Source organism: Hyphomonas sp., from assembly GCF_046313975.1.
Classification (GTDB): Bacteria; Pseudomonadota; Alphaproteobacteria; order Caulobacterales; family Hyphomonadaceae; genus Hyphomonas.
The window spans coordinates 1-26316 of record NZ_JBKBXB010000008.1; the positions used below are offsets into that span (position 1 = coordinate 1).

Below are 26316 nucleotides of genomic sequence, written 5' to 3' on the forward strand. Positions count from 1 at the left end.
GTGGAATTCTTCGGTTTGGTGGGGCGGTGGAGGCGGGGAGCCCGCTTGAGCGTTGTTCCTGCTGGGCTTTCCGGGTCCCGGCTTTCGCCGGGATGACAGGGGGTGGGGGCGCGGGAGGGGGCCGAAGTGTTGCACAAGGGGCTTTGACTACAACAGGTTTCAGAGCGGTGCGGTGCGGCTTGCGGCCTTGATGCACCCTATGGGGGCTCTGTCAGGGGCGGCGGGCGTTGAAGACATGCCCCATCGCGAGGGCGGCGGCGGTGGCGACGTTGAGGCTGTCGAAACCGTCCGTCATCGGAATACGCACGGGACGGGCGCGGGCGATCAGGTCTGACGGCAGGCCGGGGCCTTCGGCGCCCATCAGGAGCGCGACGCGGGGCGGGACTTCGAGGGAGGGCAGGGGCTTGGCATCGGCGCGCGGGGTGAGGGCCCAGACTTCGTGGCCGGCCGTTTCAGCCGCCTCGATCAGCGAGGCGCCCGTGCCGCCATGGGCGAAGGGCAGCCAGAGACTGGCGCCGGAGGAGACGCGGATGGATTTGCGGTAGAGCGGGTCGCAGCTTTCCGCATCCAGCAGGACGGCGGCGGCGCCGAAGGCGGCGGCGTTGCGGAAACAGGCGCCGACATTGTCGTGATTCGAGAGACCGGCGAGCAGGAGGGCGGTGGACGGACCGTCCGTGGGCAGAATATCTGCCGGGGCGAGCGGTGCGCCTTTCATGCCGCAGGCGAGGATGCCGCGATGCATCGGGAAGCCGGCGACATCGTCCATGACGCCCTGCGGGGCAGCGTAGATCGGCACGGTATGCGGCACGAGGGCGAGAAGACCTGCCAGCGGCGCAAGGCGCGTTTCGCAGAGGAACAGGCTTTCGATGGCAAAGCGGGAGCGGCGCAGCAGGGTTTCCAGCGTGACCTTGCCTTCGACAATGAAGCGGCCGCCATGGGCGCCGGCAAGGTCGCGCTCGCGGATCGACAGAAAAGCCGCGACCCGGGGGTCGCGGCTGTCTGTGATGCGGACGAGGTTTGCGGGGTCAGGCGCCAACCGGCAGGCCCTGTTCCTTCGCGAGGCGCTTCATCGTCTTCTGCAGCTTCTCGAAGGCGCGGACCTCGATCTGGCGGATACGCTCGCGGCTGACGCCGTATTCTTCCGACAGGTCTTCGAGCGTCTTCGGCTCGTCAATCAGGCGGCGCTCGGTGAGGATGTGCTGCTCGCGCTCGGAGAGTTCGGACATGGCTTGCGTCAGCAGTTCCATGCGGGCGTCCATTTCCTGGCGGTTGGCAAAGGTCTCGGCCGTGCCGGGCTCGTCATCGGCGAGCCAGTCCTGCCATTCCATGTCGCCGTCCGTGCCCATCGGCACGTTGAGCGAGGCATCCGAGCCGGACATGCGTCCGTTCATCGAATAGACCTCGTCCTCGGTGACGTTGAGCTTCTCGGCGATCAGGCGGGCCTGTTCGGGTTTCAGGTCGCCTTCTTCCAGCGCCTGCATCTCGCCTTTCAGGCGGCGCAGGTTGAAGAAGAGTTTCTTCTGTGCGGCGGTGGTGCCGAGCTTCACGAGGCTCCACGAGCGCAGGATATATTCCTGGATCGCGGCGCGGATCCACCACATTGCATAGGTAGCAAGGCGGAAACCCTTGTCGGGATCGAATTTCTTGACGGCCTGCATTAGGCCCACGTTGCCTTCCGAGATCACCTCGGCCATCGGCAGGCCGTAGCCGCGATAGCCCATGGCGATCTTTGCCACGAGGCGCAGGTGCGAGGTGACCATCTTTTCGGCAGCCTCGGTGTCTTCATGGTCGCGCCACTGGCGCGCCAGCATGAATTCCTCGTTCTTCTCGAGCATCGGAAACTTGCGGATCTCGCTGAGATACCTGCTAAGTCCCTGTTCGGGACTCAGGGCAACAGACCCGGCTTTTGTCGGCGCGTTCGCCATATCAGTCCTCCATTCCGGGCCGGTTCCGCTTCGCGGCAACCCGCCCTGTCCATCCTAGAGCTCATCCGGTTTCTAGCCCCGCATGGCGGCTGCGTCGTCCCCGGACGCACGCAATTCTCTCATTGCGCTTCAGCATAAATAGGAATTGGGGCGGGCATGTGGAAGAGGGCCCCGCGTTCGATTAAAAGTGGGTCACGAAGGCGTGAGAACCGGGCGGTTCGTCCTGAGGCGGATGTAGGCAGCCCCGGGCGGCGCGCAAGGCCGGAACTCAGTTGCCGAAGCCGGCAGCGTCCACGTCGCGGCGCTCCTCGGCGATATAGCTGGCCGAGCGCATTTCGAAGAGGCGGCTGGCGGTGCGCTGGAATTCGAAGGCGCCGTCGCCGCCCGGGTAGAGTCGGTCGGGCTCGGCTTCGGCGCTGGCGACGAGCTTGGTGCGGGCTTCGTAGAGCGCGTCGATGAGGCTGACAAAGCGGGCGGCTTCATTGCGCCGGTCGGGCGTCAGCAGCGGGACGCCCTCGAGGATGACGGTGTGGAAATTTGCCGCGAGGGTGAGGTAGTCCAGCGGGCCGAGGGGGCGGGCGCACAATTCCTCGAAGGTGAAGCGGGCGACGCCGGCGGCTTCGCGGCGGACATCGAGCTTGCGGCCCTTGACGGTGAGGACGATGTGCTGCGGCTCGGCGCCATGGGTGAGGCGGCTCCAGGCGAGGTCGAGCGCGGCGGTGCTGCCGGGGCCGAGCGGGGCATACCAGACGGGCGCCTCGACCAGACGGTCAACCCGGTAGTCGCGGGCCGAGGCAAGCTCCATCACCTCGCAGCGTTCCTTGAGCCGGTCGATGAAGGGCAGGAAGAGCTGGCGGTTGATGCCGTCCTTGTACAGATCATCGGGCTTGCGGTTCGATGTGGCGACGACGGTGACGCCGTGGCCGAGTAGGGCGTCGAACAGGCGGCCGAGGATCATCGCGTCGGCGATCTGGGTGACCTGGAATTCGTCGAAGCAGAGGAGTTTCGCTTCGCTGGCGACCTGTTTTGCAACCGGCGCGATCGGGTCGTCGCCGGCGCTGCGCACGAACCAGGGCGAGCGTTTGCGGTCGGCAGTGCTCATCCGGCGCCAGATGTCGAGGCGCTCGTGCACTTCGGCCATGAATTCATGGAAGTGGACGCGGCGTTTCGGGCTGGTCTTCGCTTCGGCGAAGAAGAGGTCCATCAGCATCGACTTGCCGCGTCCGACGCCGCCCCAGATGTAGAGGCCGCGGATGGGTTCCGGCGGCTTGCCGAAGAGGTTGCGGCGCGGCGGATGGGCAAGCGCGGCGGCGAGCGTGTCGAGACGGGTAGCGGCTTCGGCCTGCGCAGCGTCGCCCGTCAGCGTACCGCTGGCCACCCGTTCGTCATAACGCGCCCGCACCCCGCCCATGTGTCAGCCGAACTTTGCTGCGGCCTGCGCGATGAACTCGCCGAAGGTTTCCGGGCGCACCAGAAGGGTGGCGATGATGCCGGCGACGGCGCCGCCGAGATGCGCCTCATGGCCGATGATCCGGTCGGCGCGCATCGAGAAGGCGTAGCTAAGGCCGATATAGAGGATGCCGAACACGATGCCCCACATCGGGATGACGAAGAAGGCGAGAAGGACCGCGAAGGGCTCGAAGAGGCAGAAGGCAAGGATCATGCCCGAGAGCGCGCCGGAGGCGCCGGCGGCGCGGTAGTCCGAAACGGTGCGGTTGTGCATGTAGGCCCAGGCGCTGCCGCCGATCAGCGAGGCGAAATAGACGATGGCGAAGCCGACACCACCGAGCACGAATTCGCAGATCGGGCCGAACAGGAACAGGCCGTACATGTTGAGCAGGAGGTGCGGGCCGTTGACGTGCAGGAAGCCGGAACTCAGGCCCCGGTACCATTCGCCCCGGTCGCGCATCGGCCCGACCCAGAGGATGTTCTGGGACATGAAGGCCGGGTTGGAGAAGGCGATGAGGCTGGCCCCGATATTCAGCACCAAGAGGCCGAACGTCACGGGCGAGGCAAACAGGGTGTCCATGAGCGTACCTTGGCGGGGCGGGGCCGAAACGACAAGCCGCCCGGAGGGGCCTTCCGGGCGGCTTAGCAATCAAGTGCAGCGGGCAGCAACCCTCGCGGGCAGGCCGGCAGGGTCAGGCAGCGCGGGCGGGACGGGCCGGAACAGCGCCGGCAGCCGGCATCAGCTCGAGGAAGAAATCCTCGAAGCTTTCGGGGCGCTGGATGAAGCGGTTGAAGGGCAGGTTCGCCTTGAACACGGCCTGCGGGTGGATGTTTGCCCCGCAGCGGACGGCAGAGGCGACGGCCTGGTCGCGGTTTTCCTGAGAGGAGACAACCGCGATACGGTATTTGCCCATGTTGGCGACCCGCGCGATAGTCATGTCGGCATCCACGCTGTCCGGCAGGCCAAGGTCGAGCACGACGAGATCGAAACGTTCCAAACGCAGGCGCGATTCGGCAGCCATCAGGGTCGGCGCCATCACGAGATCAACCTGCACGCGCGCGCGCGCCGCCTTGTCGGCAGCAATCGCCAGCATGTCGCGCACCGGCTCATGATCCTCGACCCACAGAACTTTCATATACTTTACCCCGTCTCAGGAAGCTGGCTGGCAGGCCGGAAGCGTTAAGCCGGGGCCCGTGATGGGTTCACCTTGCCACGCGCGTCTTGCGCCTTGGTAAAGCGAAACTTTCTGAAATATTTAAAATCGGCCTGAATCGGGTGGGCCGGCGATTTTTCTGCGCGGCAGGCGTCATCTAGGCAGGGCACCGGGCCACCCGTATGATTAACCTCTCTCCCGATTCCGGGTGAGCCCGAGAGCCTGCATGACGGACGACACAACTGACACGCTGAAGGCCGCCCCGCCCGCGACCCTGTTCACGGCGAAGGCTGGAGGGCTGCACATTGTCGACGAACTGATTGAGGAACGCTGCCCGCGTTTGCGCGCGAGCCCGGCTTGGCCGGTGGCGCGCCCGGTGCTCTACGGCCTGCTTGGCTATTCCAAGGCGCGGGCTATGGCGGATGAGCTGTCGGTGCTGACCGGGCGCGAATCGTTTGACCGGCTGTCGCGCCAGCTCGCCTTTGACATGACGGTGGACCGGATCGACCGGCTGCCGGAGAGGGGGCGCTGCATCGTCGCCGCGAATCACCCGACCGGGCTCGCGGACGGGGTCGCGGTGTGGGACCTCCTGAAACAGAAGCGGCAGGACATCGTCTTCTTCGCCAATGCGGACGCGATGCGTGTCAATCCGAAATTCGAGGATGTGATCATCCCGGTCGAATGGGTGGTCGAGAAGCGCAGCCCGGCGAAGGCACGCGAGACGCTGCGGCGTGCGGCGGCGGCGTTCGAGCAGGAGAAGTGTGTCGTCATCTTCCCGTCCGGCCGGCTGGCGCTGAAGCAGGGCGGGCAGATGATCGAGAAGGACTGGTTCCCGACGGTGGTGGGCCTCGCGCGCAAGCAGAACGCACCGGTGGTGCCGCTCAATCTCGATGCGCGCAATTCGACGCTATATTACCTGTTCTGCGAGCTGTCGAACGAGCTGCGCGACATCACGCTGTTCCATGAACTGCTGAACAAGCGCGGCGCGAAGATACGGATGACCTTTGGCGAAGTGATCCCGCCGGACCTGCTGCACGGCGAGCCGGGCACAGTGACGGAGAAGCTGAAGAACCACGTCTCCTATGCGCTTCTGAAGGATGCGGACGCGGTGTTCCGCCCCTGAGGGGCGACGAGCGCTTGCAGCGAGCGCGATAGAGCCCTAGAGCCGCGCGCGATGATCGAGATCTTGCCTGAAAACCCTGCGCTGCATGCCGATGCGATCGAAGACCTTTTCGACCGCACATTCGGCCCCGGCCACTTTGCCAAGACGGCAGAGCGGCTGCGCGAATATTCGCGCTCGCTGCCGGACATCAACCGGGTGGCGCTGGCGGGCGGCAAGGTGGTGGGCGTGTGCCGGGTCTGGCCGCTGGTGGTGGGCGCGGCGCGCCGGCCGGCGCTGTTCTACGGGCCGGTGGCGGTGGACCCCGAGTATCGCGGCAATTTCCTCAGCCTGCGAATCACGGAAGCGGCCCTTGAAGCCGGCAAGGCGGCGGGCTGGCCGGCGGCCGTACTGATCGGGGCGCACAGCCTGTTCGGCAAGGCGGGCTTTGCCGTGGTGCCCAAGGGCAGGCTGAGCTTTCCGGGGCCGCAGGATCCGGGCCGGGTGATGGTGAAGGATCTCGCCGGCGATGCGTCCCTGCTCGAAGGTGCCGTGACGGCAGCCTGAGGCGGGCCGCGGTTTCACTTGCCGCGCCGGAAATCGGCTGGCACCTTTCCCCCTGTTCGCAGCCCTCCCGGTCAGACTCCCCCACATGAGAGGGGAGGCGGGGCAGCCTGCGCACGGGAGGAAAGATGGCCGATATCGTTACCGGCCAGGACGAGCCGATCCGCCCACGGGCGGGGATGCGCGAGGTTCTGGCATCGCTGCGCCAGCGCAAGGTTGCGATTGCGATCGCGTTCGGCATCGCCACCGGCATGCCGCCTGTGCTGGTGGTTTCGACGCTCGGCTTCTGGCTGCGCTCGGAGGGCATCGCGCTGGCCGCCATCGGCTTCATGAGCTGGGTCGGCATCTTCATCTCGACCAAGTTCCTGTGGGCGCCGTTCGTCGACTGGATCCGGCTGCCTTTCCTGGAGAAGCGGCTTGGCCACCGGCGCTCCTGGATGCTGGTGGGTCTGACCTTCGTGTTCATCGGCCTTGTCGGCATGGCGGTGACTGGACCGAAAGACAATTTCACACTGTTTGCCGCCTTTGCGCTGCTGACCTCTTTCGCCACCGCGACACAGGACATTGCGGTCGATGCCTGGCGGATCGAGAGCGCGGAGGATGCCGAGCAGGACCTGATGGCGTCGGCCTACATTCTCGGGCTGCGCTCGGGATACTTTCTTGGCAATGTGCCGCTGCTGGCAATGTCGGCGGTGATCGGCTGGCAGATGTCGTATTTCTGCGCGGCGGTGGCGGGGCTTGCCGGGATCGCGGCGCTCGCCGTGGCGCGCGAGCCGGCCAAGCCGCGTGACTTTGCGCCAATGACCGGGATTGGCAGCGTGCTGTCTGCACTCTTCCGTCCCCTGAAGGTTTTCTGGCAGGACCATGACAAGGGCCTGTTCCTATTTCTGCCGCTGGTGGCGCTGTTCTTTGTGCCCGACGGCCTGATCATCTCGATGATCGGGCCGCTGTATATCGATCTCGGCTTTACCGGCCCGGAGATTGCCGGGGTGCGCACCGTGTTCGGCTTTCCGGCAACGCTCGCAGGTGTGGTGATGGCGGGGCTGATCGGACTGCGCTTCGGCACGCTGCCGGCTATGGCAATCGCCGTGACGCTGGCGGCGGTGTCGAATATCGGCTTCGCTTTCCTTGCGCTCAGCGGCGGCGACAAGGGCGTGTGGATCGCGGCGGCGATGTTCGAAGGTTTCAGCGGCGGCATGGCGAATGCCGCGATGGTGGCCTGGGCGAGCCGGCTGACCAATCCGATGGCGACGGCGGCGCAGTTCGCGATGCTCTCTTCCCTGATGACGCTGGTGGGGGGCTTGCTTGGCGGCTTTGCCGGGCTGGGAGTCGAAGCGCTGCAGGCGCGCACGGGCTCGGCCATGCAGGGCTTTGCGACCTATTTCTGCTTCACGCCGCTGGCTGCGATCCCGCCGCTGATCCTGATCTGGCTCGTCAGCCAGCGGACTAAATCCGTGCCCGCTCTGCCTGCCTAGCGCCCTTCGCGGCGCCAGGCGAGCAGGAGGAAGAGGATGATGCCGGCGGCCGCAAGGATGCCGGGCAGCAGCGGTTGGCTGGTGGAGGATCGAACGGCATAGGCGCCGCGCTCGCGCAGGCCGAGCCATCCGCTGCCGGCGGCATTGCGCTGGTTGCCAATGCGCCGGATCTCCGGAAGGTTCGTGCCCGCATCATTCAAGCGTATGACACTGCCGCCGGTGGCGCGGGCAAGCGGGGCGAGGATTTCAGTGGTCGAGCTCAGGTCTTCATACTCACGCGGATTGGCCGGGCCGTTGAGCGCGATGGCTTCAAGGCCGCCTGCGCGGGCACGGTAGATTCCAAGCTCGTCGATGGGTGTTTCAGCAGAGAAATGCCCGGGCCCGCGATTGACCCAGTTGGGGCGAAGATAGCTGCCTTCCGGAGTTTCGATTTCCAGCGGGGGAGCTGTGTCGAGCAATGTGCGCAGCTCGATGGTGGCCTTGCCGGAATCGGCCTGCATCGACAGGCGGCGCTCCTCCAGTTCCGGCTCCTTCATCATCCAGTGCACCATGCGCCGGATGAGTTCGGCGAACGGCCCGCCGCCATCATGGCCGCTGGCCCAGAGCCAGATCTGATCTGACATCAGCATGCCGACGCGGCCCTTGTCGACCCGGTCGACGATCAGCAGCGGGCGGCGTTCCGGCCCGCTGAAGAGGACGTCTCCGGCGACTGCATCGGCCTCAATGTAGCGCATCCAGCCGCCCCATTTCGCATCGTCCAGCGGCGCGGTGACGGAGTGGCGTTTGCCGGCGCTGGTGAGTTCCGGAACGAACTTCCCTGTACGGATCACCCCTGTCGGCGTCGCCGGCAGCACAGAGGCGAGCGGTGAGCGTGCGAGACTGGCGGGCCCCGCGAACTGCTCGCCCGCGACGATCAGCAGTGCGCCGCCATCGGCGACATAGCGCGACATGTTGGCGAGATAGGCCTGCGTGATGACGCCCTGGCGCTCATACTGATCGAAGATGATGAGATCGAATTCGGTGAGCTTTTCCTCGAACAATTCTTCAGTCGGGAAAGCGATGAGGGCGAGTTCCTCAGGGCGCGCGAAATCCGTCTTGAAGGGCGGGCGCAGAATGGTGAAGTGGACGAGGTCGACTGAAGGGTCTGACTTCAAAAGGTCACGCCAGACACGGCCGGCCTGATTCGGCTTGCCGGTGACGAGCAACACGCGTAGGCGGTCGCGCACGCCGGCGATGGTGACGGCTGTGCGGTTGTTGGCGAGAGTCAGCTCTTCCGGGCCGGGGGCGGCTTCGATCACCACCATGTTCTCACCGCGCCGTTCAATCTCGATGGGAAGGGCCACGTCTTCTCCTGCGCGCAAGCGGATGCGTTCCGGTGGTCCGCCATTCAGCGAGACGCGCAGTTCGATATCGCCGCCGCGCGGGTCTTCAGTGCGCACGACGAGGTTGGCGGTTTCGCCGACAATGCCGAAATTCGGGGCATTGACGACGCGCACGCTGCGGTCGCCCCGGTCCTCATCACCGGCGATGAGGCCGTGGACAGGTCCGATCAGGGCGCTGGTCTTTGCAGGGTCTGGCAAATCATGCACCTGACCGTCCGTGATCAGGATGGCGCCGGCGATCCGGTCGCGCGGGACGTCTGACATCAGGCCTTCGAGCGCGCCGTAGAGATAGGTGCCGTCATCGCCGGGATTGGTTTCGAGGGTGCGCACTTCGAGCGACGGATCTTCAGCAAGGCGGGCCGTCAGAGCGCGGTAGGCAGCATCGGCGGCCTTCTGACGGTCGCCGAATTCCATACTCTCCGAGCGGTCGAGGATGACGGCGGCCACGGAAGGCAGCGGCTCGCGCTCCTCATGCACGAGGGACGGGTTCACCAGCGCGGCGGCAAGCACGGCGAGGCCGAGTGCCCGCGTCAGCCAGGCGCGCCCGCGCAGCACAAGATACGCGATCCATGCCGCCACCGTCAGCGCGGCGAGACCCCAGAATAGGGGCCAGCCGAGGAAAGGTTCGAAGCTGAGGCGCACGGCATCAATCATTGCGGGCCACCGTCGGGCAGCTGGGTCGGCAGACGCGGATCGGGCGGGTTGTTGCGCTCGCCGAGGCGTTCAAGCAGGGCGGGGACGTGTACCTGATCGTCCTTGTAGCTGCCTGTGAGGACATACATGACGAGGTTCACGCCAAAGCGTTTTGCGGTTTCGCGCTGCTCAGCCCCTCCGTCTACGGAGTAAAGATCGCGGCCATTCTGGTCGACCGCCCAGGCCGAGGCCCAGTCGGCATCCCCGATGAACAGGCGTGAGACGCCGTCGCCGCGCGGAGCATCGGGTTGTCCGGACTGCTCGATCCAGAGACGGCGCCCGGCAAAGCGGCCGGGGAAATCGTCGATCAGGTAGAAGCTGCGCGAGAGGACATGGTTCTGCGGAACAGGCTGCAGCGGCGGCACGTCGAGGCCCTCGAGCAGTTTTTCGAGCGCAGAGACATCAGTCTGTGTGCCGGCGACTTCGCCCGCGCGCGTGTCGATCACCAGCGCGCCGCCGGAGCGCAGGTAGGCGTTGAGACGGGCGACCGCGCGGTCTGAGAGCGTGCCGGCATTGCGCGGTACGTTGAAATAGATCAGCGGATAGAGTTCGAGCGCGTCGGTTTCCAGGTTCAGCGCGTGCGGCTCGGCGGGCTCGACCGAGGTGCGCATCAGGAGGACGTTGGATAGGCCGACAAGTCCGGCTCGGGTGCGCGCGTTGAGCTGGCTGTCGCCGGTTTCGACATAGCCGAAGCGCATTTCGAGCGCAGCGTCGATCTGCTTTTGCGGCGCATTGCTGCCCGGCAGCGGCACGACACGCGACGTTGTAGACACCATGCGGTAGCTGCCATCTGGCATCAGTTCATAGTTGTATTGCGCGTACGCCTGCTCCGGCAGGGCGAGCGTGAGAACCGTCAGTCCACTGATCAGCAGTGCGGCGAGCCTGGCGGATTTCTGCCGCAGTCTCAGGCGCCCTGCCACGAACAGGGCAATGAACAGGTCGAGCGCGAGAAGGCCGGCGGCGATGGCGAGCAGGGGGCCGGCGAGGCGGAGCGAGCGGGTTTCGGCGTCGCCAAGCAGGCGCGCCGCTGCGGGCCAGGCACGGATGAGTTCGGGTCTCGCCCCGGCGCCGGCATTCAGCGCGCGGGTTCCGGCCGGTCCCTGATAGAGGCCGGGCGGGTGAATTTCGGAAGGCTGGGTGGTTGCAAAGTCCGTCGCCTTGATCGGCGCGGCGCTCGGGCTGGCACCGGAGAGACGGCCGAACCCGTCGAGAGTGAGCAGCGGCGCGTAGGTGCCTTCGGTATCTTCGATCGCTTCGCCGCGCCCTGCAGTAATGGCGCGGCGCAGCATCTGTTCGAACAGGCCGGAATAGGCGAGGTTCGCCCAATCGGGGCCTGCCGTAATGTGGAAGAGGATGAGCATACCGCTACCGCGCGTGCTGGCGGTGACGAGCGGCGAGCCATCGGCGAGGCGTGCCCATGTCTTGCGCGAGAGTTCGGGATCGGGGCTGGCGAGCACCTGCTGGCGGACACGGATGTCTTCCGGCACTGGCAGGCCGGAGAAGGGCGAGGTTTCGGAGAAGGCGGCGAGGCCTTGCGGCTCTTCCCAGGCGAGCGTGCCGCCAAGCGCGCGGGAGGCGCGGCGCAGCGTGACGGGCAGGAGGTCATCGCCCTGCGCGGCGAGGCGGGGCCCTGCAAAGCGGATGAGCGCGCCGCCGCTTTCGACCCATGCCGTGAGGCGGGCGGTATCTTCCGCCGGGATCTGGCCGACATCGGCAAGGATGATTGCATCCGGCGAGGTGGCGACCACACTTTCGATATCGCCGGAAGAAATCGAGGCGAAGGGTTCCAGCGCCTTGCGGATATAGTGCATGTCGGAGAGCAGCGGCTGTGCGGCGGTGCCCTGGTCGACGAGGCCGACCCTCCGTGTACGGTCCACCGAATCCCAGAGCCAGACCGTGCCTGCGCCGGAGCGGCCGGTGACGTTGAACCGTGCCACGCGCGCGAGGGCGGCGGCCGGAATCTGGAAACTTGCGGCGGCTTCGCGGGCGCCTTCCTCGAAGCGCACTTCGGCGGAGGCGATGGCCGAGCCATCCCGCGTCTGCGCCGAGACGAAGGCGCGCGCGCTGCCGCGGCCATCAGCGCGGGCAAGGCGGACGGTGACGGCATCGGTTTCGGCGGAGAGGCCGGTGATTGCGACCGGGCCTTCGGCGGGCGCGGCAAAGACAGTGAGCGGGGCGCGTCTGGCAAGCTCTGCCGCGAAGGCTGCGCCGCCGCCATTCTCGAGGCCATCGCTTGCCCAGAAGATGCGCGCGGGCTTGAGTCCGGAGGCGTCGAGACGGGCGAGCGCATCGGCGCGGTCCGCGGCCCAGGGCTGCGGGCGCAGGGTGCCGATGCGTTTGGCGAGGTCAGCTTTGGTCAGGCGCTCGGCGGGGTCGGCGTTCAGCTGCTGCGGCGCGGTGAGGAGAAGGTGCATGGCTGTATCGCGCCCGCCGGCATCAAGCGTGGCATCGGCGGCGTTGGTGAGTTCGGTCCAGCGCGGGGCGGCGGGCCAGCCATTGTCGATGACGATCAGCACCGGCCCCTGCTCGCCCGCGTCCGCTGATTTTGCGCCGGGCGCATAGACGGGTTGGGCAAGGCCGAGGATTGCGGCGATGACCGCCAGTGTACGGATGAGCCAGACCCACCAGGGCGTGCGGGCCGGTGTCTCTTCGCGCGGAACGGCGCCTTCAAGCAGGCGCAGCGAGGGCAGTTCTGCCTGTTTCGGTGCGGGCGGTGTGGCGCGCAGGATCCACCAGATGACGGGCAGCGCGACCAGCGCCGCCAGCGCCAGCGGAGAGCCGAGCAGGAACGGGCCGAGGGCTGTCACCGCGCGGCTCCGAATTGTTCGATCTCGGCTTTCAGGCGGGCGGCGCTTTCCAGTGCCGGGGCGCCTGTGACGTGCTGGACATAGCCCCAGCCCATCTGGCGGGCGAGTTTCTGCAAGGCGTCGCGCTGGGCAAGAAAGCGTGCCTTGTATTCCTCGCGCATCGTTTCAGCGCGGCCAAGGATGCGGTCGATGGTGGCGCCGGGGCGTGAGAATTTCGTGCGGCCCTGAAACGGGAAGTCTACTTCCACAGGCGCCGACACCGCGATCAGCACGCCTTCCGGGCACTTCGCGGCGAGCGGGGCGAGGCGCGCTGACCATTCCGGGATCGGATCATAGAAGTCGGAGGCGACAAGCAGCGTCGCGGCGGCGCGCGGCGGCGCCGGGAAATGCCCGCCCGTGCCGCGCAGCAGGTCTGTGGCCAGCCGGTCGACGGCGCGTTTGCCGAAACTCGGGCGGCGGCCGGAGCCGAGCACGCCGATCCGCTCGCCTTCTTTAGACATCGGGATCGCCATCGTCAGCATCAGGAGGATCGCCTCCTCCGCCTTGGTGCGCAGGTCGCCCTCGCCTTTCCAGCGGAAACCCGGATGATCGTCCGCCCAGAACAGCACGGTGCGCGCGGTTTCGAGTTCGGTCTCGCGGACATAGAGGTCGTCGCCCTTGGCCGAGCGGCGCCAGTCGATGCGGCCAGCATCATCTTCCTGCGCATAGCGGCGGTATTGCCAGAAGGTTTCGCCACTGCCCGCGCGGCGGCGTCCGGCGGAGCCGATATGCGCCGCTTCAGAGGCTTCGGCCTTGAAGTTCAGCCCCGGCAACTGCCGGGCAAGGCGTTCGGCTTCGGCGCGAAGATCGGCGGCGGGGGTCATGCGGTTGCCGGTCAGGGTGTCAGCCTGCCTTCCTCGCAAGGTCATTGATCAGATCACTGAGTTTCGGGGCTTCGCCGGTCGGGTCGTAGCGCATCGCCATGCGGTGGCCGAGGCAGGGCTCGGCGAGGGCTTCGACATCTTCCATCGAGGGGGCAAGGCGTCCGCGCAAGAGGGCGCGCGAGCGCGCCGCAAGCATGAGCGCCTGCCCGGCGCGTGGCGAAGGCCCCCAGTCGACGAGGCGGCGCACGCGCGCATCGCTCGTCTGTTCGGGACGTGCCTCGCGGATCAGGTTCAGGATGGCAGCGACGATCTTCTCGCCGACCGGCATCTGGCGCACCAGTGCTTGGATCGCCATCAACCGGCCGGCATCGAGGGCGGGGCGCACGGGCGCTTCAGCGCCGCGTGTCGTCTCGATCAGGATGCGGCGCTCGGTGTCGAGGTCGGGATAGGTGACATCGACCTTCAGCAGGAACCGGTCGAGCTGGGCTTCGGGCAGCGGATAAGTGCCTTCCTGCTCGATCGGGTTCTGTGTGGCCAGCACATGGAAGGGTGCAGGCAGGTCGTGGCGCACGCCGGCGACGGTCACATGCCGCTCCTGCATTGCCTGCAGGAGCGCGGACTGGGTGCGCGGGCTGGCGCGGTTGATCTCGTCGGCCATCAGGAGCTGGGTGAAGATCGGGCCTTTGAGGAAGCGGAAGCTGCGCTGGCCGGAGGGGCTCTCGTCCAGTACTTCGGAGCCGAGAATGTCGGACGGCATCAGGTCGGGCGTGAACTGTATGCGCTGGTTGGCAAGACCGAGGGCAGTGCCCATCGCCTCGACCAGCCGCGTCTTGGCAAGGCCCGGCGCGCCGATCAGCAGCGCATGGCCGCCCGCCAGCACCGCCGCGAGCGCCAACTCGATCACCTTCTCCTGCCCGAAGATCGCCCGGCCGATTTCGGCCTTCACCTGGGCAAGCGCCTCTGCGGCGGCGTTGGCTTCCGCGACGACGGTTTCGGGTCTTGATGCTGTATCGGCCATTCCGTCTTGCGCCTCCGGCTTCACCTGCGACTGTTACAAGCCTATTTGTAAGGCGTGATTTTGGCGGAGATAGATGTGACATCCAGCCCCGGCGGCACCTTTGGCCTAGAGGACACGCTTAAGGCCATCCTGCCGGAAGGCAAGTTTGGGGGGCCGTTGCCCCCGGTTGAGCAGTGGAATCCGGTCCGCTCGGCGGATATCGGCATGGAAATCCGCGCCGATGGCAGCTGGTGGCATGAAGGCGGGCGGATCAACCGGGAACGGCTGGTGAAACTGTTCGCACGCATCCTGCGCAAGGATGCGGATGGCAAGGTCTGGCTGGTGACGCCGCACGAGAAAGTGATCGTGAAGGTGGAAGACGCGCCCTTCCTGGCGGTGCGGGTGGACCGGGCAGGCGCGCCGGGGCCGGAGCAGGAATTGAAGTTTGTCACCAATCTCGGCGATGAAACACTGGCCGGCCCGGAGGCGCCGCTGCGGGTCGAGACGGATGCGGCGACCGGGGAGCCTGCGCCTTATGTGCTGGTGCGCGGGCGGCTGGAGGCGAAGCTGACGCGGCCGGCTTTCTATGAGCTTGTGTCAATGGCGGTTCCTTCAGCGGACGATCCGGATGTACTGGGCGTGTGGAGCCGGGGCGTATTCTTCACCCTTGGCCCGGCAGTCTGAGGCACGCATGGGCTGGAAGAATCTCGACGACTTCATCCTGCGCGTTCAGGACAAGCTCGACCCGCCGGTCGGCAGCGGGCGGCTGGCCGAGTATGGCGACATGGATTTCCTGACGCCGGAAGAGGTCGCGATCATCCGCCCGGCCGCGGTGCTGTTCGGCGTGCTGCCTCGCAAGGAGGGCCCAACGGCCCTGCTCACCCTGCGGCCCGATACCATGGCGGACCATGCCGGGCAGGTCGCGTTTCCAGGCGGCAAGGTCGATCCGATAGATCTCGATGAGGTCGCTGCTGCCCTGCGCGAGGCGCATGAGGAAGTCGGCGTGGCACCGCGCGATGTGGATGTGCTGGGCAAGGGCGCGCCGTATGTGACGGGGACGCGCTACCGGATCACGCCTGTGGTCGGCCTCCTGCCCCACGATTTCAATCCGGTGCCAGAGCCGGGCGAGGTCGCGGCCGTGTTCGAGACCCCGCTCGACTTCCTGATGAACCCGGCCAACCACCAGACCGGTAATGCCTTCTACAAGGGCCAGCACCGCACCTATTACGAGATGCCACACAACGGATACCGCATCTGGGGTGTCACTGCCGGCATCATCCGCCGCCTCTACCAGACGCTTTACGAAAGCGACTGAGGGGCCCGATTCAGGGTTCCTCAATCCTGCCCGCCCTCCTATGTAGTCAGAAGCCTGTTTTTTGAAGGAAAGTTCCGCCGTGGCCGGACGCCTGCTGTTCGAACTCTTCGTCTTCTCCCTGCCTTTCCTGGTGTTCGGCATCTATGTGCTCGCGACCCGCTCTGCCGAGGAGGCTGGGCGGCGCAAATGGCCGATCCAGCTGCTGTTCGCGATCGGCATCGCGCTGGCCACCATCGCCTGGTTCGTGCTGATCGCGCTCGAGCCGCGCGAGCGGGGCATGTGTATCGAGCCGGAGCGCGTGGAGAACGGTGTTGTTATCCCGGCACGGTCTTATGAGTGCGAGCACCGGCCCGAGGATGTCGGCATTCCCCGCCGTGATGCGCCGCAGGCGCCTGCAGATGACCCTTCCTGACAGGCTTTCCGCAGACTGGCTGACTGCGCCCGCAAGCCGGGCAGTTATTGTGGCGCTGGAGGCCGTGCGCCCTGGCGGGGCGCGCTATGTTGGCGGCTGCGTGCGCAACACGCTGCGCGGACTGGCTGCGGATGACATTGATGTGGCGACACAAATTCCGCCGGAAGACGTGATGGCCGCGCTCACCGCCGCTGGCATCCGCGCCCTGCCCACCGGTATCGAACATGGCACCGTCACGGCCATCCATGACGGCGTGCCGGTGGAGATCACCACGCTGCGCCGCGATGTCGAAACCGATGGCCGCCGCGCCGTTGTCGCGTTCACCGAGGACTGGGCGGAGGACGCCGCGCGCCGCGATTTCCGCATGAACGCCATCTATGCGGGCGCGGATGGCACGTTGCACGAAGTCGTCCCCGGCTCGGTCGCGGATGCCCTCGCGGGCCGTGTCATCTTCATCGGCGACGCCGACCAGCGCCTGATCGAGGATTACCTGCGCATCCTGCGCTTCTACAGGTTCAATGCCTGGTATGGCGCGGGTATCGATGCGGAGGGGCAGGCCGCGTGCGCGCGCCAGAAATCGGGGCTCGCGAAGATCGCCGCCGAGCGCATCTGGAAGGAACTGAAACGCACGCTCGCCGCGCCGGATCCTTCGGCCGCGATGCTGGCGATGGAGGAAGCGGGCGTGCTGGCGGAGATCCTTCCATCTGCAGATACCGCGCTCCTGCCCGGCCTGATGGCGGCGGAAAAGGAGGCGGGGCTTGCGCCCGACGCAATGCGCCGCCTCATGGCCTTGCTGCCCCGCCGCCAGCGGGATGTGGGAGAGGTTGCCTCGCGCCTGAAACTCTCGAATGAGGAGTCCGCGCGCCTTGCGGGCTGGGCCGATGCCGCGCTGCCGCATGTGCTCGGGTCGGATGAGGCGGCCATCGCAGAAACCTTCTACCGCTTCGGCCCAGACGTTGCGCTTGACCGTGCAGCGATGGAAGCGGCGTCCGGCGCCCGCGGTGATCTTGGTTCGCTCGCCCGGCTAGCTGCCGGGTGGGAGCGCCCGAAATTCCCGCTTGGCGGGGCTGATGCGTTGGATGCAGACCTGAAAGGTCCCGCCATCGGCGAGGCGCTCGGGCGGATTGAAGAGGCCTGGATCGCGTCAGGCTTCACGCTGCCCCGAGAGGCCCTGCTCAGGCTGCTCCGGCATTCGGATTGAACAGGCAGACATAGATATTGAGATAGGCCGCGAAGGTGACCCAGAGGAGATAGGGCGCCTGCAGCAGCGCGGCGCGCGGTGAGTGCAGGGCGAAGCGCAGCATCATCGTGGCGATCAACAGCCAGAGAGCGACGAGGACGCCGAGGGCAACCGGCGGGTCGCGGAAGCCGAAGAAGAACAGGCTCCAGCAGACATTGGCGGCCAGCATGGTGAAGTAGAGACCGAGCGCGGCGCTGGCGCGTTTGAATGTGCCCGCCTCCTTCAGCACCATCAGCGCCCCGGCGAGCATCAGCGCGAACAGGACTGGCCAGACAATGGCAAAGGCAATGTCGGGCGGATTGAGCGGCGCCTTGCGCAGGGCCTGGTACCAGGGGTCTGCGCTGCCGGGGCTGAGCAGTCCGCCAATGGCCAGCGCGCCCAGCGTCGCGGCCGTGACCAACGCCGCCCCCGGCCAGTCGATAAAGCGTTTCTGCGTCCCCATGAGCGTTAAAATAGAGGCAATCCGTCCCGCATCAAACCCGCCGATCGCCGCGGCAGGGCGGGCAAAGTCAGGGTGAACAGGGATTGGGCAGGCGCGCCGCCTGCCCTTGTCTTCCTGAGGGATGGCCCTCACGTTACGACACTTGTGGTCACACAAGGGGCCTGCGCCATTTCCCGCCTGAAAATCCGCAAGATCGGCAATTCACTGGGTGTTGTCCTGCCGAAGGAAGTGCTGGAAATGCTTGGCGCCAGCGAAGGTGACACGGTTTCGTTCGCGCGCACCGCACATGGCATCATGGTTTCGGTCGGGGATGAGCAAGCTGAAAAGCTGCGTGAAATGGCTGCCGACATCATGAAGCGCCGGCGCAAGGCCCTTAAAGTTCTTGCCCAATGATCCGTCCGAGATGGCTGCCGGATTGGCTGGTCTTCGAAGTTCATGATGAGCAAATCGCAGAACATGGCGGCGCGGCAGGCGTGCGTGATGCCGGTCTGCTAGAAAGTGCGCTCGCGCGTCCGCTGAACGCACTTGCGTATGGCGTTGAAGACATTTTTGATCTTCCAGCGCTCTATGCAGCGGGGGTCGTGAAGAATCACCCCTCCATAGACGGAAACCAGCGAACCGGGTTCATCCTCTCGGAACTTTTCCTGAATGCGAACGGCTGGTCGCTGGATGCGACTGACGATGATGTCATCGCTTCGGTGCTTCTTCTCGCAAGCGGGGAATGGGGGGGATCAGCAGTATGCTGCGGGCTCCGCGAGAATTCCTCTCCCCTTGCGCCTGATTCCGACTGACCCGTCCACACGCCCCGTGTAGACAGTTTCTGGACGGGGTTCAGGGCCATTTGACGACCGGGGGCATGCTGGAGAGGATGCTCTCGACATTGCCGCCGGTCTTCAGGCCGAACGTGGTGCCCCGGTCGTAGAGCAGGTTGTATTCGACATAGCGCCCGCGCCGGATCAGCTGTTCCTCGCGCTCGGCTTCGCTCCATGGTTCGATCATCCGGCGGCGCACCAGTTTCGGATAGATGTCTGCGAACTGGCGGCCGACTTCCTGGGTGAAGGCGAAGTCTTTCTCCCAGTCGCCGGTATTGAAGCGGTCATAGAAGATGCCGCCGGTGCCGCGCGGCTCGTTCCGGTGAGCGAGATGGAAATAGGTGTCGCAGGTCTCTTTCATGTGCGCGTAGTCGGCGCCGGAATGGGTGTCGCAGGCCGCTTTCATGGCGGCGTGGAAGTCCGCAGTGTCGGGAAATGCCTCACTGCGCTGATAGTCGAGCAGCGGGTTCAGGTCTCCGCCGCCGCCGAACCAGGCTTCGCTGGTGACCAGCATGCGTGTGTTCATGTGCGCCGCAGGCACGCGCGGGTTGCGGGGGTGGGCGATCAGCGACACGCCGCTCGCCCAGAACCGACCGCCGGATTTGTCTGCGCCGGGGATCTGGGCGGCAAAGGCTTCGGAGAACGTGCCGTACACCATGGAGAAGTGCACCCCGACCTTTTCGAACACCTTGCCCCGCATCAGGCCCATCCGGCCTCCGCCCAGGTCGTCGGTGCCGTCGCCGCGTTTCCACTCGGTCAGCTCGAACCGCCCGGCCGGGCCTTTGTAGAGGGGCGGAACGGCGGCGGCCTCGATGGCTTCGAAGCGGGCGCAGATATCTTCCTGCAGAGCCCGGAACCAGGCGCTGGCGCGGGACTTCTGGGTTTCTGAAAGGGCAGGTCCGGCGGTCTGTGTCATCGGGTCAAACTGGACCGGGGGCGGGGGTGGTCGCAAGTGCCCTGTTGTCACAATCTTCAGAGCGCGCTAACGCGCTGGTCCCAAGGGGCTGACGCGCGTGCAGAATTGCCGCGCCCGCGCCTACTTGCCGCAATGTGCGGGCAAGACAGCTCTAGTAAAGACGGGCGCTAATCGCCTCGTTAGCAGGGACGGAGTCACGCGTGACCGCTGAGACCACTCATCATACCGAATCGGTCGACGACGACCGCCGCAATTTCATCCACATCGCAACCGGCGCCGTGGCGCTGGGCGGGGCGGGCATGTTCGCCTGGGCCGCAATCGACCAGTGGAACCCGGCTGCCGACACCAAGGCCGCCTCCGCGCTGGACGTCGATGTCTCGAAAGTCCCGCTGGGCGGCGAGATTCGCGTCCTGATCGGCGGCAAGCCTTTCTTCATCCGCCACCGCACCGAGGCCGAAATCTCGGCCGCCGAATCGGTGAACGTTGCCAGCCTGCCGGACCCGGAAACGGATGAAGCCCGCCTTCGCCCGAAAGCGGACGGTTCGCTGAACAAGACGATCCTGATCACGTCCGGTTCGTGCACCCACCTCGGCTGCGTGCCGGTTGGCCCTGCCCAGGGCAATACCGGTGACTTCGGCGGCTGGTACTGCCCCTGCCACGGGTCGCACTACGACACGTCCGGCCGTATCCGGAAAGGTCCTGCACCGGCAAACCTGCCCGTTCCCAACTATCGCTGGGTCTCTGACTCGGTCGTCAACATCTCCCTCTGAGAAGGACCCCTTTAGATGAGCGGACATGAATCCACCTACACGCCGAACTCGGCCTTCGAGCGCTGGCTCGACAAACGGCTTCCGATCATTCGCTTCGCGAATGACACGATGATCAATTTCCCGACGCCTAAGAACCTGAACTACTGGTATATCTTTGGCGGCATCCTGGCGGTCTGCCTTGCCGTGCAGATCATCACCGGCGTCATCCTCGCGATGCACTACGAGGCCAGCGTCGACGGCGCCTTCGCCTCGGTCGAGCGCATTATGCGCGACGTGCCGTTCGGCTGGCTCCTGCGCTACATCCACTCCAACGGCGCCTCGATGTTCTTCCTCGCCGTCTACCTGCACATGTTCCGCGGCCTCTATTACGGCTCCTACAAGGCGCCCCGCGAAGTGCTATGGATCATCGGCTGCATCATCTACCTCCTGATGATGGGCACGGCCTTCCTCGGCTACATGCTGCCCTGGGGCCAGATGTCCTATCACGGTTCCAACGTGATCACTGGTCTCTTCGGCGCCATCCCGCTGGTCGGCGAAAGCCTGCAGACCTGGCTGATGGGTGGCCCCTCGATCGGCAACCAGACACTCCAGCGCTTCTTCTCGCTGCACTATCTCCTGCCCTTCGCGATTGCCGGGGCCGTGATCCTGCACGTCTGGGCGCTGCACGTTCCGGGCAACACCAACCCGACCGGTGTCGAGGTTCAGGATGTTGCCAAGGACACTGTGCCCTTCCATCCGTACTACACGGTGAAGGACGCCTTCGGCATTGTGGTGTTCCTGATGATGTTTGCCGTGTTCGTGTTCTATGCGCCGGACGTGCTCGGCCATGCGGACAACTATGTCGAGGCCAACCCGCTGGTGACGCCTGCGCACATCGTGCCGGAATGGTACCTGCTGCCCTTCTACGCCATCCTGCGCGCCATCACCTTCGACCTCGGCCCAATCGACGCGAAACTGCTCGGTGTGATCTTCATGTTCGCCTCGATCGCGGTCCTGTTCCTGCTGCCTTGGCTCGACACGTCGAAAGTCCGCTCGATGCGCTACCGTCCGGTGGCCCGCCAGTTCTTCTTCGGCTTCGTCGCGGTCTGCCTGCTGCTCGGCTGGTGCGGCGCGGCGAACCCGGATGATCCGGTGATTCCGGCGCTGCAGGGCGAGCCGTCGCTGGTCGTCAACTACACGGCTGACGGCGCACCTGCCTCGAGCGTCTACGAGGGCGGATACGAAGCCTTCGAATCGGCGAAAGCCTTCATGGCCTCGCTGCCGGCAGCCGCTGCCCCCTCGCTGGAAGTGCGTCCGGCACCGGCCTTTGCCTTCCGGCACCTGTCGCTGATCCTGACAATCCTGTACTTCGGTTTCTTCGCACTCCTGTTCTTCCTCGGCCTCAGCGAGAAGACCAAGCCGCTGCCGGAGTCGATCCACAAATCCGTTCTGAAGGCCAAGAAGGCCCAGTCCGGCAACGCCGTTCCGGCTGAATAATCCGGGTGGGGAGAGAGACAATGAAAACCTTCCGCATCCTCGCAGCCAGCCTCGCAGGCCTTGCCTTCGCGGGCCTTGCCCACGCCGCTGGCGGCGCCAAGCACGCAGACGGCCCCGAAGGCGGCTGGCCGTTCGAAGGCGTCACCGGCAAGTATGACAAGGCGTCCGTCCAGCGCGGCTACCAAGTCTACAAGGAAGTCTGCTCCAGCTGCCACGGCATGAAGCTGCTGAGCTACCGCAACCTCGGCGAAAAGGGTGGCCCGTTCTATGATCCGGCTTATCCGAACCCGAATGACAACCCCTTCGTGAAGGCGCTTGCCGCGCAGAACGAGATTGTCAGCCCGACGCCGAACGATGCGGGCGAGTTCGATCTTCGCCCCGCGACCCCGGCTGACCGTTTCCGCTCGCCCTTCGCGAACGATGCGGCTGCCCGCGCGGCCAATGGCGGCGCCGTGCCGCCCGATCTGTCGGTCATCACCAAGGCCCGCGTTGGCGGCGCGTCCTATGTCTACAACCTGCTGTCGGGCTATCCGGACTTCTCGCTGTACGAAGACCGCGTGACCGAAGTGGACGGCGAGACGATCTACGAGACCGTCATCGACATGTCAAAGTTTGACAAGCTCGGGAAGTACAAGCCGGAAACGACGGCCTATCTGCTGCAACCGGCGGGTCAGTACTATAATCCGTACATGCCGGGTGACACGCGCCCGAACTATGCCGGCGATCCGCGTCACGCGCCGCCGGGCGGTTTCCTCGCGATGGGCCCGCAACTGACGGATGGCCGGGTGGAGTATACCGACGGCACGGAAGCGACGATCAGCCAGATGGCGTATGACGTGGCGCAATTCCTCGCCTGGGCCGGCGATCCGAAGATGCAGGCCCGCAAGGAAGTCGGCATCGCGACGATGGTATATCTCGGCATCCTCGCGATCCTGCTCTGGTTCTCCTACAAACGCATCTGGCGGAAAGTGGAGCACTAGGCTCTGACCAAAAGTCAGCACACTGACATAGCCATCCGCAGGGCAAGCCCGGCGGATGGCTTTTTCGTTGTGGCGCGGGGCGACCGGGCGGGCGTAAGGTTTCTGCAAGGGGTTCTGAGGAGCAGCATATGAGCTGGACGCTCGGCATCATCGGCGGTTCGGGTCTCTACGCCATCGACGGGCTCGAGGACTGGGAGATCTTCACTCCGGAGACGCCCTGGGGCCTGCCCTCGGATCATCTCGTGCGCGGGCGTATCGGGCAGACCCAGCTTGTCTTCCTGCCCCGCCATGGCAAGGGCCACCGCCTGTCGCCGTCCGATGTGCCCTACCGCGCCAATATCGCGGCGCTGAAGATGGCGGGCTGCACCGACATCCTCTCCGTCTCGGCCTGCGGTTCGCTGCAGGAAGCCTACGCCCCTGGCCATGTTGTGGCGGTGGATCAGTTCATCGACCGCACGATGGCGCGTCCGCAGAGCTTTTTCGGCGAGGGGCTCGTTGCGCATGTCTCGATGGCGGATCCGGTCTGCCGGCGGCTCTCGGCGCTCGCGGCGGATGCGGTGGAGGCGGCCGGGGGGAGGGTACACAGGGGCGGCACCTATATCGCGATGGAAGGCCCGCAATTTTCCACACGGGCGGAATCGGCGCTCTACCGGCAATGGGGCGCGGACGTGATCGGCATGACCAATATGCCCGAAGCCCGCCTCGCCCGCGAGGCGGAGCTGCCCTATGCGACGCTCGCGATGGTGACGGACCATGATTGCTGGCGCAGTCCGGAGGAGGCTGTGACGGTGACCGAGGTGCTGCAGGTTATGCACCAGAACAGCGCACTCGCCCGCCGTGCGATCCACCAGCTTGCCCTCGATCTGAGCGGCACGGTGCGTACCGCTTCGCCGCAGGGTATCGAAAACAGCCTTGATTCTGCATTGATTACGACAGCCGACGCGCGCAATCCTGAACTTATTGACAGGCTTCGGGTCATTGCCGGGCGCGTTCTCGGCGGTTAAGACTTTCCTGTCGTGCCGGGCACTTCTGGCGCGCGCCTTGCTTGCTTCGGCATGTCTCGGGGGACCTCAGAATGAGCGTAGCACAGTTTTACACCTTCCTTACCGGCGGCCTCGGCCTGATGGTGGCCCTGCTGACTCTGGTCGCCTGGCATCTCTGGCGCATGCGGGAAGACAGCCGGGCGGGCCGCTTGTCGGCGCTTGAGGGTGTCAGCCATGAGCTGCGCATCAACCTTCACCGCATGATCAGCGAACTCTCCCAGGTCGCCACAAATCCGGGTGTCGCGCCGGATGTGCTGCTGCCGATCCGCTATCCGCAGCTGGACGGGGTCAACCGCGCGCTGATCAACACCAACCGCCACGGCCTCGCTGTCGTCGGCGTGACCTATCAGGAACTCGAGGCGCGCAAGCTGTCGCTGCGGGCCCAGCTCGCCCAGGGCAAGGAGCCCGGCGCAGTGCTCGATGATGCAATGGACGCCACCATCAACGGCATCGCGGCGCTGTATCTATGGGAAGTGCACAAGGGCGCGCTGCCCCGCGAGATCGGCCGGGTGCGCAGCTGGGACGTGCGCGACTGGATGAAGGGCCATGCTTTCAAGGCGGATGCCTTCCCGAACATGCACCTGCGTGACGAAGTCGTAGAACGCCTGCGGATGTACGGCCTGGAGCTGACGCCGAAGCCGCTGACGCACACCGCCTGGGAATATTATTCGATGCAGTATGACCGCCACGCGGATGCGCGCGGCCCGCTTGGCCGGCGCAAGGAGAAGCCAGTCGCGAAGGCTGCAGAGGTCGAGCCTGCTGCAGAGGAGAAGCCCCGCAAGAACCTGTTCGGTTTCGGCCGCAAGCAAGAAGACGAGGTTCAGGAAGAGGTGGCCGAGGAAACGGCAGCGGCTGCACCGGTCGAGGGCGAAGTCCGTGATGCCGAGCCGGCGCCTGCCGGCGCCGGCGACTACAAACCCGCAAACTGAGGCTGCCATGCTCCGTGCGCTGATCGCTGGTCTGGCTGTTCTGATGGTGGCGGCCTGCGCCTCGGTTCCGGCGGCGGTGACAGCGGATCTTGAGGCCCGTGAAAGCGCGAAGATCCTGGCGCTGCTTGAAGCACAAGACGAAGCCTGGAACCGCGGCGACATTGATGGCTTCATGGCGGGCTACTGGCAGTCGGAGGACCTGCGTTTCGCTTCCGGCGGGGATGTCACGCGCGGCTATGCCGGCACGCTGGCGCGCTACAAGGCGCGCTATTCCGACCGCGCCCTGATGGGCACGTTGAAGACGACCGATCACGAGATCATCCTCCTTTCGCCGGATGCCGCGGTTGCCCATGGCCGCTGGCAGCTGACACGCGATAAGGATGCGCCCGGCGGGCTCTACACCCTCGTGCTGCGCAAGGCGGAAGGCGACTGGGTGATCATCTCGGACACCACGACCTCGGCGGAGGAATAGGGGAGCAGGGCTTTCCGGAAGACGAGTTGGCAGGCGCTGCGGCGCACGGCAAACACGGCTTCCTCACGCGTATCATTTCCAAGGGGACAGCCGGATGCCGCGCGCAACGCTTGACTATGAAACTTCCAATTCCGAGATCGAGGCGTTTCTCGAGCGCCCGTCCATTCGCTCCACAATTACTGCGCTGATCATTGCCAATGCCATCATTCTGGGCGCGCTGACCTATCGCGCAAGTCTGCCGGAAGGCATGGTTGACCTGCTGGTTTTCCTCGATGCCGCGATCACCTGGGTGTTCGTCGCCGAGATTGCGGCCAAGCTGTATGTCTACCGGCTGCAATTCTTCCGGCTGGGCTGGAACGTGTTTGATTTTCTGGTGGTCGGCGTGTCGCTGGTGCCGGGCGCTTCGGCTTTCACCGTGCTGCGGGCGCTCCGTGTGCTGAGGGTGCTGCGGCTCCTGCGCTTTGTGCCGATGATGAAGCGCATCACCGAGGCGCTGCTGAAATCGATCCCCGGAATGGGCGCGATCCTCGCGGTCATTGTGCTGGTCATCTATGTCGGCGCGGTCATGGCGACCAACATGTACGGCGCCACGTCAAATCCTGAAGTGAAGGAAATGTTCGGCACGCTGCCGGATTCGGCGCGTACCCTGTTCCAGCTGATGACGATGGATGGCTGGTCGGAACTGCTCGATGCCGTCACCGAGGATGGCCATCCCTATGCCTGGGTGTTCTTCATCCTGTTCATCTTCATCGGCAGTTTCGCGGTGCTGAACTTGTTCATCGCCCTGATTGTCGAAGCCCTGCAGGCGGAACAGAAGGCCGCGATCGAGGAGAAGATCGAAGCGGTGATGGAAGAACATGGCGGATCGGCAGGGGTGACCCATGCCATCGAGGAGATCCGCGCCCGGGACGAATCGATCGAGGAAGCGCTCGGACATGTCGAAGAGGGACTGGAAGAGGCTGAAAGCGACCGCCTGGAAATGACCCGCATGATCCGCGAGATGCATGCGGAAATCCGCTCCCTGAAGGAAATGCTGGCCGCGCGCGGCTGAAAATCTGCAATATCAACAGGGTTTAATTACCTTGAAGCGGTGTTTTCAGC

General features: G+C 65.5%; 27 protein-coding genes. 16 read left to right on the top strand and 11 right to left on the bottom strand.

All coding sequences use genetic code 11. The features are described from left to right. Positions 1-211: 211 nt before the first annotated feature. From ACK4TE_RS04465 to ACK4TE_RS04485, 5 genes are all read right to left on the bottom strand, one after another. Positions 212-1036 (bottom strand): TrmH family RNA methyltransferase, encoded by an 825-nt coding sequence (locus tag ACK4TE_RS04465; RefSeq protein WP_409910281.1) that lies wholly within the window; start codon positions 1034-1036, stop codon positions 212-214. Beyond that, entirely contained in the window at positions 1026-1925 is a 900-nt protein-coding gene (gene rpoH / locus ACK4TE_RS04470) for an RNA polymerase sigma factor RpoH (protein WP_409910282.1), read from the bottom strand. The genes ACK4TE_RS04465 and rpoH overlap by 11 nt, the downstream gene beginning before the upstream one ends. A 268-nt stretch (positions 1926-2193) precedes the next feature. After that, positions 2194-3336: a cell division protein ZapE gene (gene zapE, locus ACK4TE_RS04475; RefSeq protein WP_409910283.1), complete on the bottom strand. Its 1143-nt coding sequence runs from the start codon at positions 3334-3336 to the stop codon at positions 2194-2196. A gap of 3 nt (positions 3337-3339) precedes the next feature. Next, positions 3340-3954, bottom strand: coding sequence for a rhomboid family intramembrane serine protease (locus ACK4TE_RS04480; protein ID WP_409910284.1), 615 nt, complete (start codon positions 3952-3954; stop codon positions 3340-3342). A gap of 112 nt (positions 3955-4066) precedes the next feature. Further along, positions 4067-4510, bottom strand: a complete 444-nt coding sequence (locus ACK4TE_RS04485; protein ID WP_409910285.1) for a response regulator — start codon at positions 4508-4510, stop codon at positions 4067-4069. Between the two features lie 244 nt (positions 4511-4754). Between ACK4TE_RS04485 and ACK4TE_RS04490 the strand changes: the two genes are divergently transcribed. From ACK4TE_RS04490 to ACK4TE_RS04500, 3 genes are all read left to right on the top strand, one after another. Beyond that, positions 4755-5651 (top strand): 1-acyl-sn-glycerol-3-phosphate acyltransferase, encoded by an 897-nt coding sequence (locus tag ACK4TE_RS04490; protein WP_409910286.1) that lies wholly within the window; start codon positions 4755-4757, stop codon positions 5649-5651. Positions 5652-5702: 51 nt separating this feature from the next. Beyond that, on the top strand, positions 5703-6194 hold the full coding sequence (locus ACK4TE_RS04495) for a GNAT family N-acetyltransferase (RefSeq protein WP_409910287.1): 492 nt from the start codon (positions 5703-5705) through the stop codon (positions 6192-6194). A 125-nt stretch (positions 6195-6319) separates the two neighbouring features. Beyond that, complete coding sequence (locus ACK4TE_RS04500) at positions 6320-7666, top strand: MFS transporter (protein ID WP_409910288.1); 1347 nt, start codon at positions 6320-6322, stop codon at positions 7664-7666. Here the strand turns inward: ACK4TE_RS04500 and ACK4TE_RS04505 are convergent. The 4 genes from ACK4TE_RS04505 to ACK4TE_RS04520 are packed head-to-tail and all read right to left on the bottom strand — an operon-like array spanning position 7663 to position 14429. Then, positions 7663-9702 (bottom strand): hypothetical protein, encoded by a 2040-nt coding sequence (locus ACK4TE_RS04505; RefSeq protein ID WP_409910289.1) that lies wholly within the window; start codon positions 9700-9702, stop codon positions 7663-7665. The two genes, ACK4TE_RS04500 and ACK4TE_RS04505, sit on opposite strands and share 4 nt — an antisense overlap. Next, positions 9699-12548 carry a DUF4159 domain-containing protein gene (locus ACK4TE_RS04510; RefSeq protein ID WP_409910290.1) on the bottom strand — a complete coding sequence of 950 codons (2850 nt, stop codon included), beginning with the start codon at positions 12546-12548 and terminating at the stop codon, positions 9699-9701. Before ACK4TE_RS04510 ends, ACK4TE_RS04505 begins: the two co-directional genes overlap by 4 nt. After that, entirely contained in the window at positions 12545-13411 is an 867-nt protein-coding gene (locus ACK4TE_RS04515) for a DUF58 domain-containing protein (protein WP_409910291.1), read from the bottom strand. Before ACK4TE_RS04515 ends, ACK4TE_RS04510 begins: the two co-directional genes overlap by 4 nt. Positions 13412-13430: 19 nt before the next feature. Beyond that, the gene (locus tag ACK4TE_RS04520; protein WP_409910292.1) at positions 13431-14429 is read right to left on the bottom strand and encodes an AAA family ATPase; all 999 of its coding nucleotides are present in this window, start codon (positions 14427-14429) and stop codon (positions 13431-13433) included. A gap of 75 nt (positions 14430-14504) precedes the next feature. Here ACK4TE_RS04520 and ACK4TE_RS04525 point away from each other — a divergent pair, with 75 nt between their 5' ends. From ACK4TE_RS04525 to ACK4TE_RS04540, 4 genes are all read left to right on the top strand, one after another. Next, on the top strand, positions 14505-15092 hold the full coding sequence (locus ACK4TE_RS04525) for a DUF1285 domain-containing protein (RefSeq protein WP_409910293.1): 588 nt from the start codon (positions 14505-14507) through the stop codon (positions 15090-15092). A 7-nt stretch (positions 15093-15099) separates the two neighbouring features. After that, positions 15100-15723 (top strand): CoA pyrophosphatase, encoded by a 624-nt coding sequence (locus ACK4TE_RS04530; RefSeq protein WP_409910294.1) that lies wholly within the window; start codon positions 15100-15102, stop codon positions 15721-15723. Between the two features lie 79 nt (positions 15724-15802). Then, on the top strand, positions 15803-16135 hold the full coding sequence (locus tag ACK4TE_RS04535) for a DUF6111 family protein (RefSeq protein ID WP_409910295.1): 333 nt from the start codon (positions 15803-15805) through the stop codon (positions 16133-16135). After that, the gene (locus tag ACK4TE_RS04540) at positions 16122-17336 is read left to right on the top strand and encodes a CCA tRNA nucleotidyltransferase (protein ID WP_409910296.1); all 1215 of its coding nucleotides are present in this window, start codon (positions 16122-16124) and stop codon (positions 17334-17336) included. The genes ACK4TE_RS04535 and ACK4TE_RS04540 overlap by 14 nt, the downstream gene beginning before the upstream one ends. Here the strand turns inward: ACK4TE_RS04540 and ACK4TE_RS04545 are convergent. Further along, positions 17311-17817 (bottom strand): TspO/MBR family protein, encoded by a 507-nt coding sequence (locus ACK4TE_RS04545; protein WP_409910297.1) that lies wholly within the window; start codon positions 17815-17817, stop codon positions 17311-17313. The two genes, ACK4TE_RS04540 and ACK4TE_RS04545, sit on opposite strands and share 26 nt — an antisense overlap. Before the next feature lie 72 nt (positions 17818-17889). Between ACK4TE_RS04545 and ACK4TE_RS04550 the strand changes: the two genes are divergently transcribed. Together ACK4TE_RS04550 and ACK4TE_RS04555 are read left to right on the top strand one after the other, a co-directional pair. Beyond that, positions 17890-18210, top strand: coding sequence for an AbrB/MazE/SpoVT family DNA-binding domain-containing protein (locus tag ACK4TE_RS04550; RefSeq protein WP_409910298.1), 321 nt, complete (start codon positions 17890-17892; stop codon positions 18208-18210). After that, positions 18207-18608 (top strand): type II toxin-antitoxin system death-on-curing family toxin, encoded by a 402-nt coding sequence (locus ACK4TE_RS04555; protein WP_409910299.1) that lies wholly within the window; start codon positions 18207-18209, stop codon positions 18606-18608. The genes ACK4TE_RS04550 and ACK4TE_RS04555 overlap by 4 nt, the downstream gene beginning before the upstream one ends. A 40-nt stretch (positions 18609-18648) precedes the next feature. On the opposite strand, the gene hemF is transcribed toward ACK4TE_RS04555, so the two are convergent. Further along, on the bottom strand, positions 18649-19545 hold the full coding sequence (gene hemF / locus ACK4TE_RS04560) for an oxygen-dependent coproporphyrinogen oxidase (RefSeq protein ID WP_409910300.1): 897 nt from the start codon (positions 19543-19545) through the stop codon (positions 18649-18651). A gap of 200 nt (positions 19546-19745) precedes the next feature. On the opposite strand from hemF, the gene petA reads away from it, so the two are divergent. From petA to ACK4TE_RS04595, 7 genes are all read left to right on the top strand, one after another. Next, positions 19746-20315, top strand: a complete 570-nt coding sequence (gene petA / locus ACK4TE_RS04565; RefSeq protein WP_409910301.1) for a ubiquinol-cytochrome c reductase iron-sulfur subunit — start codon at positions 19746-19748, stop codon at positions 20313-20315. A gap of 15 nt (positions 20316-20330) precedes the next feature. Then, a complete protein-coding gene (locus tag ACK4TE_RS04570; protein ID WP_409910302.1) occupies positions 20331-21791 on the top strand; it encodes a cytochrome b in 1461 nt (486 codons plus the stop codon). A 20-nt stretch (positions 21792-21811) separates the two neighbouring features. Continuing rightward, positions 21812-22771 (top strand): cytochrome c1, encoded by a 960-nt coding sequence (locus tag ACK4TE_RS04575; protein WP_409910303.1) that lies wholly within the window; start codon positions 21812-21814, stop codon positions 22769-22771. Positions 22772-22899: 128 nt separating this feature from the next. Further along, complete coding sequence (mtnP, locus tag ACK4TE_RS04580) at positions 22900-23775, top strand: S-methyl-5'-thioadenosine phosphorylase (RefSeq protein WP_409910304.1); 876 nt, start codon at positions 22900-22902, stop codon at positions 23773-23775. A gap of 71 nt (positions 23776-23846) precedes the next feature. Then, positions 23847-24743, top strand: coding sequence for a hypothetical protein (locus tag ACK4TE_RS04585; protein WP_409910305.1), 897 nt, complete (start codon positions 23847-23849; stop codon positions 24741-24743). A gap of 7 nt (positions 24744-24750) precedes the next feature. Continuing rightward, complete coding sequence (locus ACK4TE_RS04590) at positions 24751-25215, top strand: YybH family protein (protein WP_409910306.1); 465 nt, start codon at positions 24751-24753, stop codon at positions 25213-25215. A 94-nt stretch (positions 25216-25309) separates the two neighbouring features. After that, positions 25310-26266 carry an ion transporter gene (locus ACK4TE_RS04595; protein WP_409910307.1) on the top strand — a complete coding sequence of 319 codons (957 nt, stop codon included), beginning with the start codon at positions 25310-25312 and terminating at the stop codon, positions 26264-26266. The last annotated feature ends 50 nt before the right edge of the window (positions 26267-26316 follow it).

Excerpts from the sequence above, each read along its gene's own strand:
- rpoH (WP_409910282.1), bottom strand. The coding sequence starts at position 1,925 with ATGGCGAACGCGCCGACAAAAGCCGGGTCTGTTGCCCTGAGTCCCGAA.
- zapE (WP_409910283.1), bottom strand. The coding sequence starts at position 3,336 with ATGGGCGGGGTGCGGGCGCGTTATGACGAACGGGTGGCCAGCGGTACG.
- ACK4TE_RS04480 (WP_409910284.1), bottom strand. The coding sequence starts at position 3,954 with ATGGACACCCTGTTTGCCTCGCCCGTGACGTTCGGCCTCTTGGTGCTG.
- ACK4TE_RS04485 (WP_409910285.1), bottom strand. The coding sequence starts at position 4,510 with ATGAAAGTTCTGTGGGTCGAGGATCATGAGCCGGTGCGCGACATGCTG.
- ACK4TE_RS04490 (WP_409910286.1), top strand. The coding sequence starts at position 4,755 with ATGACGGACGACACAACTGACACGCTGAAGGCCGCCCCGCCCGCGACC.
- ACK4TE_RS04495 (WP_409910287.1), top strand. The coding sequence starts at position 5,703 with ATGATCGAGATCTTGCCTGAAAACCCTGCGCTGCATGCCGATGCGATC.
- ACK4TE_RS04500 (WP_409910288.1), top strand. The coding sequence starts at position 6,320 with ATGGCCGATATCGTTACCGGCCAGGACGAGCCGATCCGCCCACGGGCG.
- ACK4TE_RS04505 (WP_409910289.1), bottom strand. The coding sequence starts at position 9,702 with ATGATTGATGCCGTGCGCCTCAGCTTCGAACCTTTCCTCGGCTGGCCC.
- ACK4TE_RS04515 (WP_409910291.1), bottom strand. The coding sequence starts at position 13,411 with ATGACCCCCGCCGCCGATCTTCGCGCCGAAGCCGAACGCCTTGCCCGG.
- ACK4TE_RS04520 (WP_409910292.1), bottom strand. The coding sequence starts at position 14,429 with ATGGCCGATACAGCATCAAGACCCGAAACCGTCGTCGCGGAAGCCAAC.
- ACK4TE_RS04530 (WP_409910294.1), top strand. The coding sequence starts at position 15,100 with ATGGGCTGGAAGAATCTCGACGACTTCATCCTGCGCGTTCAGGACAAG.
- ACK4TE_RS04540 (WP_409910296.1), top strand. The coding sequence starts at position 16,122 with ATGACCCTTCCTGACAGGCTTTCCGCAGACTGGCTGACTGCGCCCGCA.
- ACK4TE_RS04545 (WP_409910297.1), bottom strand. The coding sequence starts at position 17,817 with ATGGGGACGCAGAAACGCTTTATCGACTGGCCGGGGGCGGCGTTGGTC.
- ACK4TE_RS04555 (WP_409910299.1), top strand. The coding sequence starts at position 18,207 with ATGATCCGTCCGAGATGGCTGCCGGATTGGCTGGTCTTCGAAGTTCAT.
- hemF (WP_409910300.1), bottom strand. The coding sequence starts at position 19,545 with ATGACACAGACCGCCGGACCTGCCCTTTCAGAAACCCAGAAGTCCCGC.
- ACK4TE_RS04570 (WP_409910302.1), top strand. The coding sequence starts at position 20,331 with ATGAGCGGACATGAATCCACCTACACGCCGAACTCGGCCTTCGAGCGC.
- ACK4TE_RS04575 (WP_409910303.1), top strand. The coding sequence starts at position 21,812 with ATGAAAACCTTCCGCATCCTCGCAGCCAGCCTCGCAGGCCTTGCCTTC.
- mtnP (WP_409910304.1), top strand. The coding sequence starts at position 22,900 with ATGAGCTGGACGCTCGGCATCATCGGCGGTTCGGGTCTCTACGCCATC.
- ACK4TE_RS04585 (WP_409910305.1), top strand. The coding sequence starts at position 23,847 with ATGAGCGTAGCACAGTTTTACACCTTCCTTACCGGCGGCCTCGGCCTG.
- ACK4TE_RS04590 (WP_409910306.1), top strand. The coding sequence starts at position 24,751 with ATGCTCCGTGCGCTGATCGCTGGTCTGGCTGTTCTGATGGTGGCGGCC.
- ACK4TE_RS04595 (WP_409910307.1), top strand. The coding sequence starts at position 25,310 with ATGCCGCGCGCAACGCTTGACTATGAAACTTCCAATTCCGAGATCGAG.